This is a genomic window from Caulobacter segnis (genome assembly GCF_019931575.1).
GTDB classification, from domain to species: domain Bacteria; phylum Pseudomonadota; class Alphaproteobacteria; order Caulobacterales; family Caulobacteraceae; genus Caulobacter; species Caulobacter segnis_C.
The window spans coordinates 4,273,457-4,287,767 of sequence record NZ_CP082923.1; the positions used below are offsets into that span (position 1 = coordinate 4,273,457).

Annotated in this window: 13 protein-coding genes; 10 read left to right on the plus strand and 3 right to left on the minus strand. The window is 69.0% G+C overall.

What is annotated here, in order from left to right; translation table 11 throughout:
- Positions 1-102: 102 nt before the first annotated feature.
- From K8940_RS19615 to K8940_RS19640, 6 genes are all read left to right on the plus strand, one after another.
- Positions 103-801, plus strand: a complete 699-nt coding sequence (locus K8940_RS19615) for a thermostable hemolysin (RefSeq protein WP_223391735.1) — start codon at positions 103-105, stop codon at positions 799-801.
- Positions 798-2,264 carry an AMP-binding protein gene (locus tag K8940_RS19620; protein WP_223391736.1) on the plus strand — a complete coding sequence of 489 codons (1,467 nt, stop codon included), beginning with the start codon at positions 798-800 and terminating at the stop codon, positions 2,262-2,264. Before K8940_RS19615 ends, K8940_RS19620 begins: the two co-directional genes overlap by 4 nt.
- Positions 2,261-2,929: a TenA family transcriptional regulator gene (locus tag K8940_RS19625; RefSeq protein WP_223391737.1), complete on the plus strand. Its 669-nt coding sequence runs from the start codon at positions 2,261-2,263 to the stop codon at positions 2,927-2,929. The genes K8940_RS19620 and K8940_RS19625 overlap by 4 nt, the downstream gene beginning before the upstream one ends.
- On the plus strand, positions 2,922-3,674 hold the full coding sequence (locus K8940_RS19630) for an SDR family oxidoreductase (RefSeq protein ID WP_223391738.1): 753 nt from the start codon (positions 2,922-2,924) through the stop codon (positions 3,672-3,674). The genes K8940_RS19625 and K8940_RS19630 overlap by 8 nt, the downstream gene beginning before the upstream one ends.
- Positions 3,675-3,690: 16 nt before the next feature.
- Positions 3,691-4,344 carry a tetratricopeptide repeat protein gene (locus tag K8940_RS19635; protein WP_223391739.1) on the plus strand — a complete coding sequence of 218 codons (654 nt, stop codon included), beginning with the start codon at positions 3,691-3,693 and terminating at the stop codon, positions 4,342-4,344.
- A gap of 334 nt (positions 4,345-4,678) precedes the next feature.
- On the plus strand, positions 4,679-5,071 hold the full coding sequence (locus tag K8940_RS19640; RefSeq protein ID WP_223391740.1) for a hypothetical protein: 393 nt from the start codon (positions 4,679-4,681) through the stop codon (positions 5,069-5,071).
- An 85-nt stretch (positions 5,072-5,156) separates the two neighbouring features.
- Here the strand turns inward: K8940_RS19640 and K8940_RS19645 are convergent, their stop codons facing one another.
- Positions 5,157-6,182, minus strand: coding sequence for a zinc-binding dehydrogenase (locus K8940_RS19645; protein ID WP_223391741.1), 1,026 nt, complete (start codon positions 6,180-6,182; stop codon positions 5,157-5,159).
- 45 nt (positions 6,183-6,227) lie between these two features.
- A complete protein-coding gene (locus K8940_RS19650; protein ID WP_223391742.1) occupies positions 6,228-7,043 on the minus strand; it encodes an oxidoreductase in 816 nt (271 codons plus the stop codon).
- Between the two features lie 104 nt (positions 7,044-7,147).
- Here K8940_RS19650 and K8940_RS19655 point away from each other — a divergent pair, with 104 nt between their 5' ends.
- Positions 7,148-7,732, plus strand: a complete 585-nt coding sequence (locus K8940_RS19655; protein ID WP_223391743.1) for a TetR/AcrR family transcriptional regulator — start codon at positions 7,148-7,150, stop codon at positions 7,730-7,732.
- A 107-nt stretch (positions 7,733-7,839) separates the two neighbouring features.
- Here the strand turns inward: K8940_RS19655 and K8940_RS19660 are convergent, their stop codons facing one another.
- A complete protein-coding gene (locus tag K8940_RS19660) occupies positions 7,840-9,288 on the minus strand; it encodes an efflux transporter outer membrane subunit (RefSeq protein WP_223391744.1) in 1,449 nt (482 codons plus the stop codon).
- Positions 9,289-9,386: 98 nt separating this feature from the next.
- On the opposite strand from K8940_RS19660, the gene K8940_RS19665 reads away from it, so the two are divergent.
- The 3 genes from K8940_RS19665 (at position 9,387) to K8940_RS19675 (ending at position 14,289) form a co-directional block, all read left to right on the plus strand.
- Complete coding sequence (locus K8940_RS19665; RefSeq protein WP_223391745.1) at positions 9,387-10,013, plus strand: TetR/AcrR family transcriptional regulator; 627 nt, start codon at positions 9,387-9,389, stop codon at positions 10,011-10,013.
- A gap of 89 nt (positions 10,014-10,102) precedes the next feature.
- The gene (locus K8940_RS19670) at positions 10,103-11,197 is read left to right on the plus strand and encodes an efflux RND transporter periplasmic adaptor subunit (RefSeq protein ID WP_223391746.1); all 1,095 of its coding nucleotides are present in this window, start codon (positions 10,103-10,105) and stop codon (positions 11,195-11,197) included.
- A complete protein-coding gene (locus K8940_RS19675; protein WP_223391747.1) occupies positions 11,194-14,289 on the plus strand; it encodes an efflux RND transporter permease subunit in 3,096 nt (1,031 codons plus the stop codon). The genes K8940_RS19670 and K8940_RS19675 overlap by 4 nt, the downstream gene beginning before the upstream one ends.
- Positions 14,290-14,311: the final 22 nt, after the last annotated feature.

The window sequence follows — 14,311 nt, forward strand, 5'->3', positions numbered from 1 at the left end:
CAGCCTGGCGCAACCGCCGAAAGTTTTGAGGCGCCCGCGATGGCGCGTCGTCCTTGCCGGTCGAAGCGCCTAGGCGCCGCCTTTGGGCAGGAGGTTTCCTTGATGGAAGTGATGATGATGAACGATGGCGCCCGCGTCGGCAGTCTGTGCTTCGACGCCGATCGCGTTCGCCGGTTCACGTCGGTCGAGCCGCGGGTCATCTCGATCCACCAACATTTCCGGCCGGAGCGCGAACGGGTGGAGGCCTATATCGCGGCGACCTACGCCGAGGCGTTCGCCAGCCGAATCCGCATGCACTATCCGACCCTGATGAGCGTCCAGGACGCGCGGGGCGAGATCCACGCCGCCGTCGGCTTCCGGCTCGCGGGCGACGGGCCGCTGTTTCTGGAACGCTATCTGGACGAACCGATCGAGACAGTGCTCGGCGCCGCCCGCGCCGGCGTCGCCGAGATCGGCAACCTGGCGTCCGCGAGCGCGGGCGCTTCGCTCTTCCTGTTCATGGCCCTGGCGCGTCACCTGCATCAGTTGGGCTGCGGCCATGCCGTCGCCACGGCGACGCGGCAACTTCGTCGGACCTTCGGTCGCGTCGGCTTCCCGACCCGGATGCTGACCACTGCCGATCCCGCGCGCCTGGGCGCGGAGGCGGAAGACTGGGGCGGCTATTACGAGCGCGATCCCGAGGTGCTGGCCGGCGCCATCGCCCCCGCCCTCGCGCCCTTGACCCAACTGCTGCTGACCCAGCCGCCGGCCATCGACGGTGTCTGTTCCCGCCTACACCCCCGCCTGGGAGATCGCCCATGAGCCGCGTCCTGGCCGCCATCGCCCGGCGGGCCCGCCTGAATGACGGCGCGATCGCGCTCAGCGACCAGACCATCGCCTTCACCTACGGCGCGCTCGAGGCGGCCATCGCGTCGGCCGCCCGGGACCTCTTTCTGTGGGCGCCCCTGGTCAGGCCCGGCTCGCCGATCGCCGTGCGGCTGCCCAACGGCCCCGCCTGGGTGATCCTGGACCTGGCCCTGACCCGCCTGGGGTGGGCCAGCCTGCCCTTGCCGGGCTTCTTCACCGACGAACAACGCCAGCACGCCATGGCCGACGCCGGCGCGACCCTGCTGGTCGAACTTTCGGATACGGCCAAAGGCGATCTCGGCATCGCCTCGACCCCGCTCCGCGTGACGCCGCTCAACCTGCCCGCCCGTTCGCTGCCGCCCGGAACCGCCAAGATCACCTACACCTCGGGCTCGACCGGCCAGCCCAAGGGCGTCTGCCTGTCGCGCCAGCACATGGAGGCGGTCGCCGGCGCGCTCGTCGAAGCGATCGGCGCGGACTATGCCGGCTTGCACCTGCCCCTGCTGCCGCTGTCCATCCTGCTGGAAAACGTGGCCGGGCTCTACACCACCCTGCTGGCCGGGGGCCGCTATCACATCCTGCCGCCCGACCAACTGGGCCTCTCCGATCCCTTTCGGCCCGACCTGCCCAAGCTGGCGGGCGCGATCGCCGAGCAGCGCGCCAACAGCCTGATCCTGGTGCCGGAGCTGCTGCGCGCCCTGATGATGGTCATGACCTTCACGGGCGTGCGCCTGCCCGACCTGAATTTGGTCGCCGTCGGCGGCGCCAAGGTCGCCCCCTCGTTGCTGGCGCGCGCCGACGAGCTGGGCCTGCCGGTCCACGAGGGCTACGGCCTCAGTGAATGCGCCTCGGTCGTGGCCTTGAACACGCCGTCGGCGCGCAGGGCCGGAACGGTCGGACGCCCCTTGCCCCACCTCGGCGTCTCGATCCAGGCCGGGGAGATCGTGGTCGAGAATTCCGGCTTCCTCGGTTACACCGGTGACGAGGCGCGCGACGGCCCGGTCTTCACCGGCGATCTCGGCGAGATCGACGAAGACGGCTTCCTGCGCATCTCGGGCCGCCGCCTCAACACCATCATCACCAGCCATGGCCGCAACGTCGCGCCCGAATGGGTCGAGAGCGAGCTGACCGCCCAGCCCGAGATTCGCCAGGCCGTGGTGCTAGGCGAGGCCCAGGCCGAGCTCTCGGCGCTCATCGTGCCGCTCATCCCCGGCATGGACGAGGCGGCGATCGCCGGCGCGGTCGCCCGGGCGAACGCCGGCCTGCCGCCCTATGCCCGCATCGGTCGCTGGCTGGTCAGAGACGCCTTCGATCCAGCGGCGGGCGAACTCACCAACAACGGGCGTCCCCGGCGCGCGGTGCTCAGCGCCCGCCACCAGGACTTCCTGGAACCATCCACGACAGGAGACCACGCGTGACCTTCTACCAACGCCTCATGACCGAGACGGTCGATGGCCAGATGACCTTGGCCTCGACGCCGCAGATCCAGGACGGCCTGGTGGGCCGCATCTCGCGCGAGACCTACATCGCCTATCTGACCGAGGCCTATCACCACGTGAAGCACACCGTGCCGCTGATGCGCGAGGCCCGCGCCGGCATGGACGAGACCCACCAGCGGTTCGTCGAGGCCCTGGACGAATACATCGTCGAAGAGACCGGCCACGAGCACTGGATCCTGGCCGACATCAAGAACTGCGGCGGCGACGCCGAGGCCGTGCGGACCGGAGCGCCGCGTCCGGCCACCCTGGCGATGACGGATTACGCCTACGACTATATCCGCCAGGCCAACCCGATGGGCTTTTTCGGCATGGTCTTCGTGCTGGAAGGCACGAGTGTGCGCCTCGCCACCCAGGGCGCCGAGGCCGTCGCCAAGAACCTAGGCCTTGGCCCGGAATGCTTCAGCTACCTGACGTCGCACGGGTCGCTGGACATAGAGCACCTGACCTTCTTCCAGAAGCTGATGGACCAGGTCGACGACCCCGCCGACCAGGCCGCCATCATCGAGGTGGCCAAGGCGATCTTCGAACGCTTCGCCAACGTCTTCCGCTCTATCCCCCACACCCGCGAGACCGCCCATGCTTGAGCGCAAGAGCATCCTGATCACCGGCGCCTCGGGCGGACTGGGGGCCCTGGTGGCTGGCCAGTTGGCGGCCGAGGGCGCCCATGTCGTGGCGTTGGGCCGGCGCCGGTCAGCGGCCGCGGACGATTTCCTGCAGCATGACCTGGCCACCCCAGAGGGCATCGAAGCGGCCGCTGGCGCCGTCGCGAACGGCCGATGGGACATTCTGATCAACCTGGCCGGCGTGCAGCATTTTGGTCCGGTGGAGGCCGAAGATCCCCAAGATCTGCTGGCCGGCTATCTGGTCAACCTCGTCGCGCCGATCCGTCTGACTCAGGCGGTATTGCCAGGCATGCGCGCGCGCGGATCGGGCCAGATCGTCAACATCGGCTCGATCTTCGGCTCCATCAACTTCGCCCACTTCGCCACCTATTCCAGCGCCAAGGCGGGCCTGCGCGGCTTCAGCCAAGCGCTCCGCCGGGAACTGGCGGGCACGGGCGTCGACGTCACCTATGTCGCGCCGCGCGCCGTCCGGACAGCCATGGTCTCCGATCGGGTGCTGGAGTTCGCCAAGCTGACCCAGATGCGCATCGATCCGCCCGAGGCCACCGCCCGCCGGATCGTTTCCGCCATCCACGCTCGCCGGCGCGATGTCTATCTCGGCTTCCCCGAGGCTTTCTTCGTCCGCCTCAACGCCCTGCTGCCTGACCTGGTCGATCGCGCCCTGTCGGCGAACGACCGCAAGGCCGCGCAGCTCTTCGCTCGCTAGACCTCCAGGACTTCACATGACCCACAAACCCCTTCTCGCCCTCGGACTGGCCCTGTCGCTGGCGGCCGGCGCCGCCCGCGCCGACGCGCTCGACACGCGCCTCGACGGCGTGGCGCGCGCCTGGGCCCACGCCAACTACGAGATCACCGACAAGAGCGCCCAGGGCGAGGCGGCCGCGCAGGTGGCCGCCGACGCCGACGCCCTGGCCAGGCAGAACCCCGGCCGCGCCGAGCCTCTGGTCTGGGAGGCCATCGCCAAGGCCACGGAGGCCGGCGCCAAGGGCGGCCTCGGCGGGCTGGCTTTGGCCAAGGAGGCGAAATCGCTTCTGGAGAGGGCCGAGAAGATCAATCCCGCCGCGCTCGGCGACGGCTCGGTCTACACCAGCCTCGGCTCGCTCTACGCCCAGGTGCCTGGCTTTCCGGTCGGCTTTGGCGATTCCGGCAAGGCGCGCAACTACCTGCAGAAGGCGCTGGCGGCCAATCCCAACGGCGTCGATCCGAACTTCTTCTACGGCGATTTCCTGATGCGCCAGAAGGACTATGCTGGCGCCAGCAAGGCGCTGCAGAAGGCTCTGGCCGCGCCGGCGCGTCCCGGGCGGGAACTCGCCGACAAGGGCCGCAGGGCTCAGGCCGCCGCGCTCCTGGGCCAAGCCCAAGCCAAGCTTCGCTAGAACAGCGTGGGCGCGTCGATCAGATCGCCGCGCCCGTTTCTGTCGGCTTGGCGCCGGGAAGCAACGTTCCCAGTGCAGTCGGAGGCCCAGCCCGTCCCATTGCAAGCCCCTCTGAAATACGTCCAGGTTGCAGTCGAACCAGGACCCTAGGCGCATGAACACATCTTGGCCCGCACGCGCCGCAGCATTGTTGAGCGCGGCTTGTATTGCATCGCCGGCTTGGGCGCAGAGTGCTTTCTCCGAAGCCCTGAGGGCCAGCCACAGCCTTCCATTTGAGCAAAGAGCGCCCTTTGGGGGCATCAGCGAAATCGGAGCGTTGAGCCGAGAATGGTCGGTGAATTCGTTCTACACGGTGTTTCGCGGCGAATACCCCAACCAAACCAAGTTCTGGATTATCCGGCGCGTGGCGGGGTCGCTCGACGCCGCCAAGCCGGTCATTTGGGCGGACTCTCGATCCTGCCCCGCCGTGCAACAGGCGCTCATCGAAATGGAACGCCTTCCCGCCGTTAGACCTGATGCGCTGCAGCTTGGTATCGAAGCCAAGAACATGGGGATCGTCACGGACGGCGTCCACCATGTGTTCTGGAACCGCTGGGCCCGTTCAGGCGAAGATGACGCTACGGTGGGGCTTGAGATCACGGGTAACGTCAATTCTCCGATCGCCAAATGGTGGTCCGAGAGCGTTACGAACCTCGCGTCCTGCTGGCAGGCCACGATGCCCTTATAGCCGGTGCTTGTATCCTCGGCTCCGTCGTCAGGCGTGGTCGCGACATAGGCGAGCGCCCAGAATGCGATGTTCGCCTCGGCGTCGGTCAGTCGTTCAGCAGAACGATTTTGCCGGTCACCGAACGGGCCTCGAGCGCGCGGTGAGCCTCCGCCGCCGCCCGTAGGGGATAGGTCGCGCCGACCTCGGGCCTCAGGACGCCGTCGGCCACCAGCTTCAGCACGGTGACGAGGTCGGTTTGATAGGCGCCAGGCCGTCCGTCGCGCCAGGGCTCGCTGGAATAGGCGACCACGCCCTGCCCTTTGGCGAAGAGACCCAGGCTGGAGAACCGCGCGTTCAGGAGCAGGTCGGCCACCGCCAGCGGGTTGACCTTGCCGCCGCGGCTCACATCGTAGGCTCCGTAGAAGACGCCGACGCCGCCAGGACGCAGCGCCGGCATGGACACCGCCTTGAAGTGCTTGCCGCCAAGGTGGTCGAACGCCGCGGCCACGCCGCCGCCGCTGAGGGCCCGGGCCCGGGCCACGACGTCCTCCCGCGCGTAGTCGATCGGTTCGCCGCCACGCTGGGCGACGGCGTCGGCCTTGCCACGCGAGGCGGTTCCGATGGCGCGTAGGCCGGCGATGCGCGCCAGGTCGAGCAGCAAGCCGCCCACGCCGCCGCCAGCGCCATGCACGAGCACCCATTCGCCGGGCGCGGGGTTGGCGATCCGATGCAGCATCTGCCAGGCGGTCACCCCATTCAGGACCGCCGCCACCAGCCGGCCCGCATCCACTCCCTCGGGCGCGGGGACCAGCCATCGCGCCGCGACGTTACGGCGGGTCGCATAGGAGCCGAAGACGGTGATCCCGGCCACCCGCTGGCCGATGGCCAGGTCCGTGACGCCTGGTCCGATCGCCTCGATCCGGCCGACCATGTCATAGCCCGGCGTAATCGGGGGCTTGTGCCCGGCATAGACGCCCTGCCGCATCATGATGTCGGCATAGGCGACCCCAGCCGCCTCGATCACGACCCGGACTTCACCGGCGGCCGGCGGGGGCAGACGGCGCTCCACCGCTGACAGCACCGTCGCCGGCCCCTTGCGAGGAATATGGATTTCGAGGGCCTGGTCGGTCATTTCTCTATTCCTGGGAGATGAGGGTCGCAAAGCGTCGGGGCGCGCTTAGGCGGGCAGTCGCATCTGCTTGCGCAGGCTCTTGTCGAAGGCCTTGGCCGGCGCGAACCGGCGCAGCAGCGAGATCTGCTTGGCCAGCTTGCCGGCGGGGTAACGCAGGCGCGGCCGAGGATCGACAGTGGCGGCGCGAACCACGTCAGCCACCACCTCCGGCAGTTCGGCGGTCGGCATGACTTCGTCGAGCAGCGCCCGGACGCCCGCCCGCGCTTGATCGTAGACGCTGATCTGGGCGTCCGCCTGCACGGCGTTCTGGTCAAAGGTGCTGCGGATGTACCCCGGCTCGATCAGGGAAACGCGGACGTTGAAGGCCCGGACCTCATGGTCGAGAGACTCCGAATAGCCTTCCAGCGCGTGCTTGGTGGCCGCGTAGTGGGCGGAGTAGGGCGCGGGGATCAGCCCAAGGACCGAGCTGATATTGAGGATGCGCCCTTGGCGGCGAGCGCGCATCGACGGCAGCACGGCGTTGGTCACCCGCATGACGCCGAACAGATTGACGTCGAACAGGGCCTGGGCCTGGCGGATCGAGCTTTCCTCGGCCCCGCCCGTCAGGCCAAGGCCGGCATTGTTGACCAGCACGTCGATCTGGCCCGCCTCGGCCAGCACCTTGGCGACCAGCGCCTTGACGGACTCGTCGTCGGTGACGTCGCAAACCAGCATGCGCACGTCCTTGGGCGCGTTGGCGGCCGACCGGCGGCTGGTCCCATAGACGGTGTAGCCGGCCGCGGCCAAGGCCTGAGCGCTCGCCAGGCCGATGCCGGCGGACGCCCCGGTCACGAGGGCGATCTTCTTGCGTTGAATGGTCATGAGCCTTCCCGTAGGCAGCAAACGCCGGAGCGGCGCCGCGCATTGCATTATGATCATAATGTGAAATTATGATCATAATGCAATGAGAATCTCGGAGGCAGGACATGCGCTATGAAAAAGGTCGTCGGGACGCATCGCGAGAGCGCATCCTGCAGGCGGCTTCCGAACGCTTCCGGGCCGACGGCATCGCCGCCTCAGGCCTGTCCCGCGTCATGAAGGACGCCGGCCTGACGAATGGCGCCTTCTATCCGCACTTCGAGTCCAAGGCCGAATTGGTGCGCGAAAGCCTGGCCAGCGCGCTCGACGCCCAGGCCGAGCAGATGCGCCATATCCTGGCCGCCGACGGTCTAGATGGGCTTATCGCCGCCTATCTCACGCCCGAGCACCGCGACAATCCGCAGGTCGGCTGCGCCACCTCCGCGCTCGCCGCCGAGATCGCGCGCGAGCCTCAGGAGACGAGGTCCGCCTACACCGAGCGCGTCACCGCGCTCGCCAAGCAGGTCGCCGCTTACGTTCCGCCGCAAGCCGCCGACCCGGAAGCCACCGCCATGGCGCTCCTGGCGACCTGTATCGGCACGCTGCAAATCGCCCGCGCCGTCGACGGCGCGGAGATGTCCGATCGCATTCTCGCGGCGGGCCGCGAGGCGGCGCGGACGATCTTGCGAACATGCGCCTTGCTCGCGACCTAGGTTGCCTTAGCCCGACGCGTTTTGACGACGGCGCGCCATTTTCCGGCTCTGAGGACGGCGCAGGAACCCGACCTTGGCGGACGGCTTCGAGGACGCGTTCGCGGCGCTCAGCTCCCCGTGGTCGGACTCCAGCCGCCCCCCAGAGCCCGGAACGACCGCACCGCCGCGCGAGCCGCCTCGGTGTCGGCCTGGGCGCGGGCGTCTCGGGCCGCCAGCAGGCGAGTGTCGGCGTCCAGCACTTCGATCAGGCTGACCGCCCCGGCCTTGTAAGCCAGTTCAGACGCCGTGCGGGCCTTGAACAACGACTGCTCGCCGCCGACCAGGATCCGTGCCTCGTCCTCTCGCTTCACCAGGCTGGAAAACGAGTCCTCGACATCGGCCGTGGCCCGCAGCACCGACTGCTGATAGGCGGCAAGGACCTCGGCGTTGCGGCCCTTGGCGGTCCGGATCTCGGCATTGACCCGACCGAAGTCGAACAGACGCCAGCGCAAGCCCAGCACGCCCTGGGCCTGATTGGCCGGGCCTTCGAACAGCGCCCCGCTGGCGGTGGTCGCCGTCCCGACCAGACCGGTCAGCGAGAATTTTGGATAATATTCGGAGACCGCCGCGCCGATCGCCGCGTTCGACGCCTTCAGCCGCCATTCGGCGACCGCCAGGTCGGGGCGTCGGCGGATCAGGTCGGCGGGGCCGACCGCCTCGGTGATCGCTGGAGCCCGCGGCACCGGCGTGGCGGCGGCCAACTGCGCGCGCGTGGCGCCGGGCTGGGCGCCCAGCAGGACGTCGAGGGCGTTCATCGCCGCCTCCAAGCCTTCTTGCAGGACGGGGATCTGAGCGCGGGTCTGGGCCAGGGCGCCTTCGGCCTGATGCAGTTGAAGCTCCGAGGCGACCTGACGGCTCTGTTGCAGGCGGACGGTCTCGACCAACCGGGCCTGGGTGTCGACCTGGCCCTGGGCGATAGCCAGCCGTGCTTGCAGGCCGCGGATCACCAGGTAGGTGTCGGCCGTCTGGGCGGCGACGGACAGGCGTGCGGCGGCGACGCCGACCCTGGCCGCCTGATAGTCCGCGGCAGCCGCCTCGCGGTCGCGCCGCAGGCCGCCGAAGACGTCGATCTCCCAACCGGCGGTCGCATCGGCCTCGTAGAGCGATCCGTCGCGGTCGAAGCCCGGCGCGCTGGACGCCAGGCGGCCGGTGGGCGTCTGGGTCGAGGCATGGGCGCTGGCCGCGCTGGCCTGCACGCCCCCCGACGGCAGCAGGGCGGCCGTGGCCGCCGTCAATCCCGCCCGCGCCTGGGTCACCCGAGCCGTGGCCTGGGCTAGGTCGAGGTTCTGGGCCAGGGCGCGCTCGACCAGACCGTCAAGAACCGGATCGTTGAAGCCCTTCCACCAAGCCGTCTGGTCGGCCGGCGCGACCGGGGCCGCGCGCTGGGCCACGGCGCCCGCGCCGATGAACGTCCCGGAAACCGCGGGTGGCGGCGCCACATAGTCAGGGCCCACGGCGCAACCGCCAATCGTGACGCCGGCCAAGGCCAGCAGGGCCAAGCTCGAAACCGATCGCATTGCGATCTCCTCGTGAAGTGCTCGCATGAACGATTGTGACCATATGCTAACTTGGTCACTCGTTGTCAATTGCGAGTCGCGATGCTACCTATCGAGGCATGATCACCGACACCTCGCCCCCAGACGCCGCCGCGGGCCGCCGCGGGCCGGCCGACCACGCCATCCGCCAGCAGATCATCGACGCCGCCGACGCCCATTTCGCACGCTTCGGCTACGGCAAGACGACGGTCGCGGATCTGGCCAAGGCGATCGGCTTCTCGAAGGCCTACATCTACAAATTCTTCGAGTCCAAGCAGGCGATCGGCGAGGCGATTTGCGCCCAATGCCTGGAGAAGATCATGTCGGCCGCGTTGGCCAGCGTGGCCGGCGCGCGGACACCGACCGAGAAGTTCCGAAGACTTTTCAGCACAGTAACCGAAAAGAGCACTGAGCTCCTGTTCCAGGAGAAGCTGCTCTACGATCTGGCCGCCAACTCGGCGACCGAGAAGTGGCCCTCGGCGATCGGTTATCTGGAGCGGATGGAAGCGACGGTGCGCGATATCATCCTGCAGGGCCGCGAGGCCGGCGAGTTCGAGCGCAAGACCCCGATCGACGAGACCTGCTCGGCGATCATGCTGGCCATGCAGCCGTTCATGCATCCGCTGCTGCTGGAGTTCAATCTGGACGGCCTGCCCGAGACCCAGACCCAGGTCATCAACCTGATCCTGCGCAGCCTGGCGCCGTAGCCGCCGCGAAATTTTAATAGTGACTAATTGACAAATTGGTCACTGGGCACGATGTGGGGATCTCCGCTCAAGGCAGGACCCCTTTCGCCATGTCGCATCGCTTGCTCCTCGCCGCCCTCGTCGGCGGCCTGACCGCCCCGCTCGCCGCGTGCGGCGGCCATGACGCCGCCGTCGATTCCCGCACCCAGCCGCCGGTCGTGCGGGTCGCCACCGCGCCCGCCGCGATCGACGGCGAGCGCCAGTTCACCGGCGTCGTCTCGGCCCGCATCGAGAGCCAGCTGGGCTTCCGCGTGCCGGGCAAGATCGTCGAGCGCCTGGTCGACACCGGCCAGACGGTGCGCCGGGGCCAGCCCCTGATGCGCATCGACGGCGCCGACTACGTCCTGGCCCAAGCCGCCCAGGACCAGACCGTAACCGCCGCCCGCGCCCGGGCCGTCCAGGCCGAGGCCGACGAGGCCCGTTATCGTGACCTGGTCGGGGCCGGCGCGGTGTCGGGCTCGACCTACGACCAGATCAAGGCCGCCGCCCTGGCCGCCCGCGCCCAGCTGCAAGCGGCCGAGGCCCAGGCTCGGGTGTCACGCAACACCGCCGGCTACGCCGTGCTGGTCGCCGACGCCGACGGCGTCGTAGTCGAGACCCTGGGCGAGCCCGGCCAGGTGGTCGCGGCCGGCCAGACCGTCGTCCGCCTGGCCCATGCAGGCCCGCGCGAAGCGACGATCGCCCTGCCCGAGACGCTGCGTCCCACCGTCGGTTCGACCGCCACCGCCTCGGTGTTCGGCAACGCCGCCGCCGCGCCCGCCCGCCTGCGCCAGATCTCCGACGCCGCCGATCCCCGCACCCGCACCTTCGAGGCCCGCTACGTCCTGGACGGCGCGCTGGCTTCAGCGCCGCTGGGCGCCACGGTGACCATCGCCCTTCCCGGCGCCGTGGCCGGCGCGACCAGGACCGGCGGCCGCGCCGTCCCCCTGGGCGCCCTCTACGACGCGGGCAAGGGTCCGGGCGTCTGGATCGTCGACGCCAAGACCTCGACGGTCAGCTGGCGGCCCGTCCAGCTGGCCGCCGTCGGCGAGGACACCGCCACGGTCACCGCCGGTCTCGCCGCCGGCGAGCGCTTCGTGGCCTTGGGCGCGCACATGCTTCACCAGGGCGAACGCGTCAGCCTGCGAGCCGGAGCGGCGCAATGAGCTTCAACCTCTCCGCCCTGGCGGTGCGCGAACGCGCCGTCACCCTGTTCCTGATCATCGCCGTCGTGCTGGCCGGGACCTTCGCCTTCTTCAAGCTGGGCCGGGCCGAGGATCCCAGCTTCACCATCAAGGTGATGACCGTGGTCACCGCCTGGCCGGGCGCCACGGCCCAGGAGATGCAGGACCAGGTGGCCGAGCCGCTGGAAAAGCGGCTGCAGGAGCTGAAGTGGTACGACCGCGCCGAGACCTTCACCCGTCCGGGCCTGGCCTTCACCACCCTGACCCTGAAGGATCCGATCCCGCCCAAGGAAGTGCAGGAGCAATTCTATCAGGCCCGCAAGAAGCTGGGCGACGAGGCCGCCAACCTGCCGCGCGGCGTGTTGGGTCCGTTCATCAACGACGAGTACGGCGACGTGACCTTCGCGCTCTATGCCCTGAAGGCCAAGGGCGAGCCTCATCGCCAGCTGGTGCGCCAGGCCGAGACCCTGCGCCAGCGCCTGCTGCACGTGCCGGGCGTCAAGAAGGTCAACATCATCGGCGAGCGGCCCGAGCGCATCTTCGTCGAGTTCTCCCAGGCGCGCCTGTCGAACCTGGGCGTCAGCCCGCGGGAGATCTTCGCCGCCCTGAACGAGCGCAACCTCGTCACGCCGGCTGGCTCGATCGAGACCAAAGGCCCGCAGATCCAGATGCGCCTGGACGGCGCGCTGGACGACCTGCAGACGATCAAGGACACGCCGATCGTGGTCGGCGGCAAGACCCTCAAGCTGTCCGATCTGGCCGAGGTCAAGCGCGGCTACGAGGACCCCGCCACCTTCTTCATCCGCAATGGCGGAGAGCCAGCCCTGGAGCTCGGGGTCGTGATGAAGGAGCGCTACAACGGCCTTCAGCTGGGCAAGGACCTGGAGAAGGAAGCCAAGGCCATCGCCGGCGAACTGCCGCTGGGCCTGACCTTCGCCAAGGTCACCGACCAGGCGGTGAACATCACCGAGGCCTATGACGAGTTCATGCTGAAGTTCTTCGTGGCCCTGGTGGTGGTGATCGCCGTCAGCCTGGTCAGCCTGGGTTTCCGCGTCGGGGTCGTCGTGGCCCTGGCCGTGCCGCTGACCCTGGCGGCGGTGTTCGTGATCATGCTGGCCACCGGCCGCGACTTCGACCGCATCACCCTGGGCGCGCTGATCCTGTCGCTGGGCCTGCTGGTCGACGACGCCATCATCATCATCGAGACGATCGTGGTGAAGATGGAGGAAGGCCGCGACCGCATCTTCGCCTCGACCTATGCCTGGGGCCACACGGCCGCGCCGATGCTGGCCGGCACCCTGGTGACGATCATCGGGCTGATGCCGGTGGGCTTCGCCAAGTCCAGCGCGGGCGAGTACGCTGGCAACATCTTCTGGGTCGTGGCCTTCGCCCTGATCACCTCGTGGTTCGTGGCGGTGATCTTCACGCCCTTCCTGGGCGTGGTGCTGCTGCCGAAGATCAAGCCGGTCGAGGGGGGTCACGCGGCCATCTACGACACCCCGCGCTATCGCCAGTTCCGCGGCCTGATCGGCTGGACCGTCGCCAATCGTCTGAAAGTGGTGCTGGGCGTGGTGGCGGCGCTGGTCGTGTCCTTCGTGATGATGGGCTTGGTCAAGCAGCAGTTCTTCCCGATCTCCGACCGGCCCGAAGTGCTGATCGAGGTGCAGACGCCCGAGGGCTCCAGCATCGAGACCACCAGCCAGGCGACGGCCAAGGTCGAGGCGTGGCTGAGCCAGCAGCCGGAGGCCAAGATCGTCACCAGCTATATCGGCCAGGGCGCGCCGCGCTTCTTCCTGGCCATGTCGCCGGAGCTGCCCGATCCGTCCTTCGCCAAGATCGTGGTGCTGACCTCGGACGAGAAGGCGCGCGACGCCCTCAAGAGCCGGGTTCGCCAGTTCGCCCAGCAGGGCTCGGTCGCGGGCGCGCGCATCCGCGCCACCCAGATCGTCTTCGGCCCGCCCTCGCCCTGGCCGGTGGCCTTCCGCGTCATGGGGCCCGATCCGGCCAAGGTGCGCGAGATCGCCGAGCAGGTTCGCGGCGTCATGCAGGCCAACCACGCCCTGCGGCAGGTCAATACCGACTGGGGCGAGCGGGTCCCGAGCGTCCACTTCGTGCTCGACCAGGACCGCCTGCGCGCCATGGGCCTGTCCAGCCGCGACGCGTCCGAGCAGCTGCAGTTCCTGCTGACCGGCGCGCCCGTCACCCAGGTCCGCGAGGACATCCGCACCGTCGAGGTGATCGCCCGCACCGGCGGCGCCGACCGCCTGGATCCGGCCAAGCTGGGCGCCTTCACCCTGCTGGGCGCGGAAGGCCAGCGCGTGCCGCTCGACCAGATCGGCAAGGCCGAGATCCGCATGGAGGATCCGATCCTGCGCCGCCGCGACCGCCTGCCCACCATCACCGTGCGCGCCGACGTCGGCGCGGAGTTCCAGCCCCCGGCCGCCTCCACCGAGGTGATCAAGGCGCTGGAACCGGTCAAGGCCAAGCTGCCGGCCGGCTACCGGATCGAGGCCGGCGCCGACATCGAGGAAGCGGCCAAGGCCAACGCGGCCCTGGCGGCGGTCTTCCCGCTGATGTTCATCCTGATGATGATCGTGATCATCTTCCAGGTCCGGTCGCTGTCGGCGATGTGGATGGTGCTGCTGACCGCGCCCCTGGCCCTGGTCGGGGTGGTGCCCACCTTGCTGATCTTCCACCAGCCGTTCGGCTTCAACGCCATCCTCGGCCTGATCGGCCTGGCGGGGATCATCATGCGCAATGGCCTGATCCTGATCGGCCAGATCCACACCAATGAGAAGGACGGCCTGGATCCCTACCACGCCGTGGTCGAGGCCACGGTCCAGCGGGCCCGGCCGGTGATCCTGACCGCCCTGGCCGCGGTGCTGGCCTTCGTGCCGCTGACCTTCTCGGTGTTCTGGTCGTCGCTGGCCTACACCCTGATCGGCGGGACGATCGGCGGCACCGTGCTCACCCTGGTGTTCCTGCCGGCGCTGTACGCGCTCTGGTTCCGGATCCAAGCGGGGTCACGAAACGATCCTTCGATGCCTCCGCCCCTCGACGCAGCCACCGTCTAGGGGCGCGCGCGCCGGGCCTGAT

What these genes read in the sequence shown, in the direction of transcription:
- K8940_RS19645 (WP_223391741.1), bottom strand. Translation starts at nt 6,182, where the DNA reads ATGACCGACCAGGCCCTCGAAATCCATATTCCTCGCAAGGGGCCGGCG.
- K8940_RS19655 (WP_223391743.1), top strand. Translation starts at nt 7,148, where the DNA reads ATGCGCTATGAAAAAGGTCGTCGGGACGCATCGCGAGAGCGCATCCTG.
- K8940_RS19620 (WP_223391736.1), top strand. Translation starts at nt 798, where the DNA reads ATGAGCCGCGTCCTGGCCGCCATCGCCCGGCGGGCCCGCCTGAATGAC.
- K8940_RS19615 (WP_223391735.1), top strand. Translation starts at nt 103, where the DNA reads ATGGAAGTGATGATGATGAACGATGGCGCCCGCGTCGGCAGTCTGTGC.
- K8940_RS19660 (WP_223391744.1), bottom strand. Translation starts at nt 9,288, where the DNA reads ATGCGATCGGTTTCGAGCTTGGCCCTGCTGGCCTTGGCCGGCGTCACG.
- K8940_RS19630 (WP_223391738.1), top strand. Translation starts at nt 2,922, where the DNA reads ATGCTTGAGCGCAAGAGCATCCTGATCACCGGCGCCTCGGGCGGACTG.
- K8940_RS19665 (WP_223391745.1), top strand. Translation starts at nt 9,387, where the DNA reads ATGATCACCGACACCTCGCCCCCAGACGCCGCCGCGGGCCGCCGCGGG.
- K8940_RS19675 (WP_223391747.1), top strand. Translation starts at nt 11,194, where the DNA reads ATGAGCTTCAACCTCTCCGCCCTGGCGGTGCGCGAACGCGCCGTCACC.
- K8940_RS19670 (WP_223391746.1), top strand. Translation starts at nt 10,103, where the DNA reads ATGTCGCATCGCTTGCTCCTCGCCGCCCTCGTCGGCGGCCTGACCGCC.
- K8940_RS19650 (WP_223391742.1), bottom strand. Translation starts at nt 7,043, where the DNA reads ATGACCATTCAACGCAAGAAGATCGCCCTCGTGACCGGGGCGTCCGCC.
- K8940_RS19635 (WP_223391739.1), top strand. Translation starts at nt 3,691, where the DNA reads ATGACCCACAAACCCCTTCTCGCCCTCGGACTGGCCCTGTCGCTGGCG.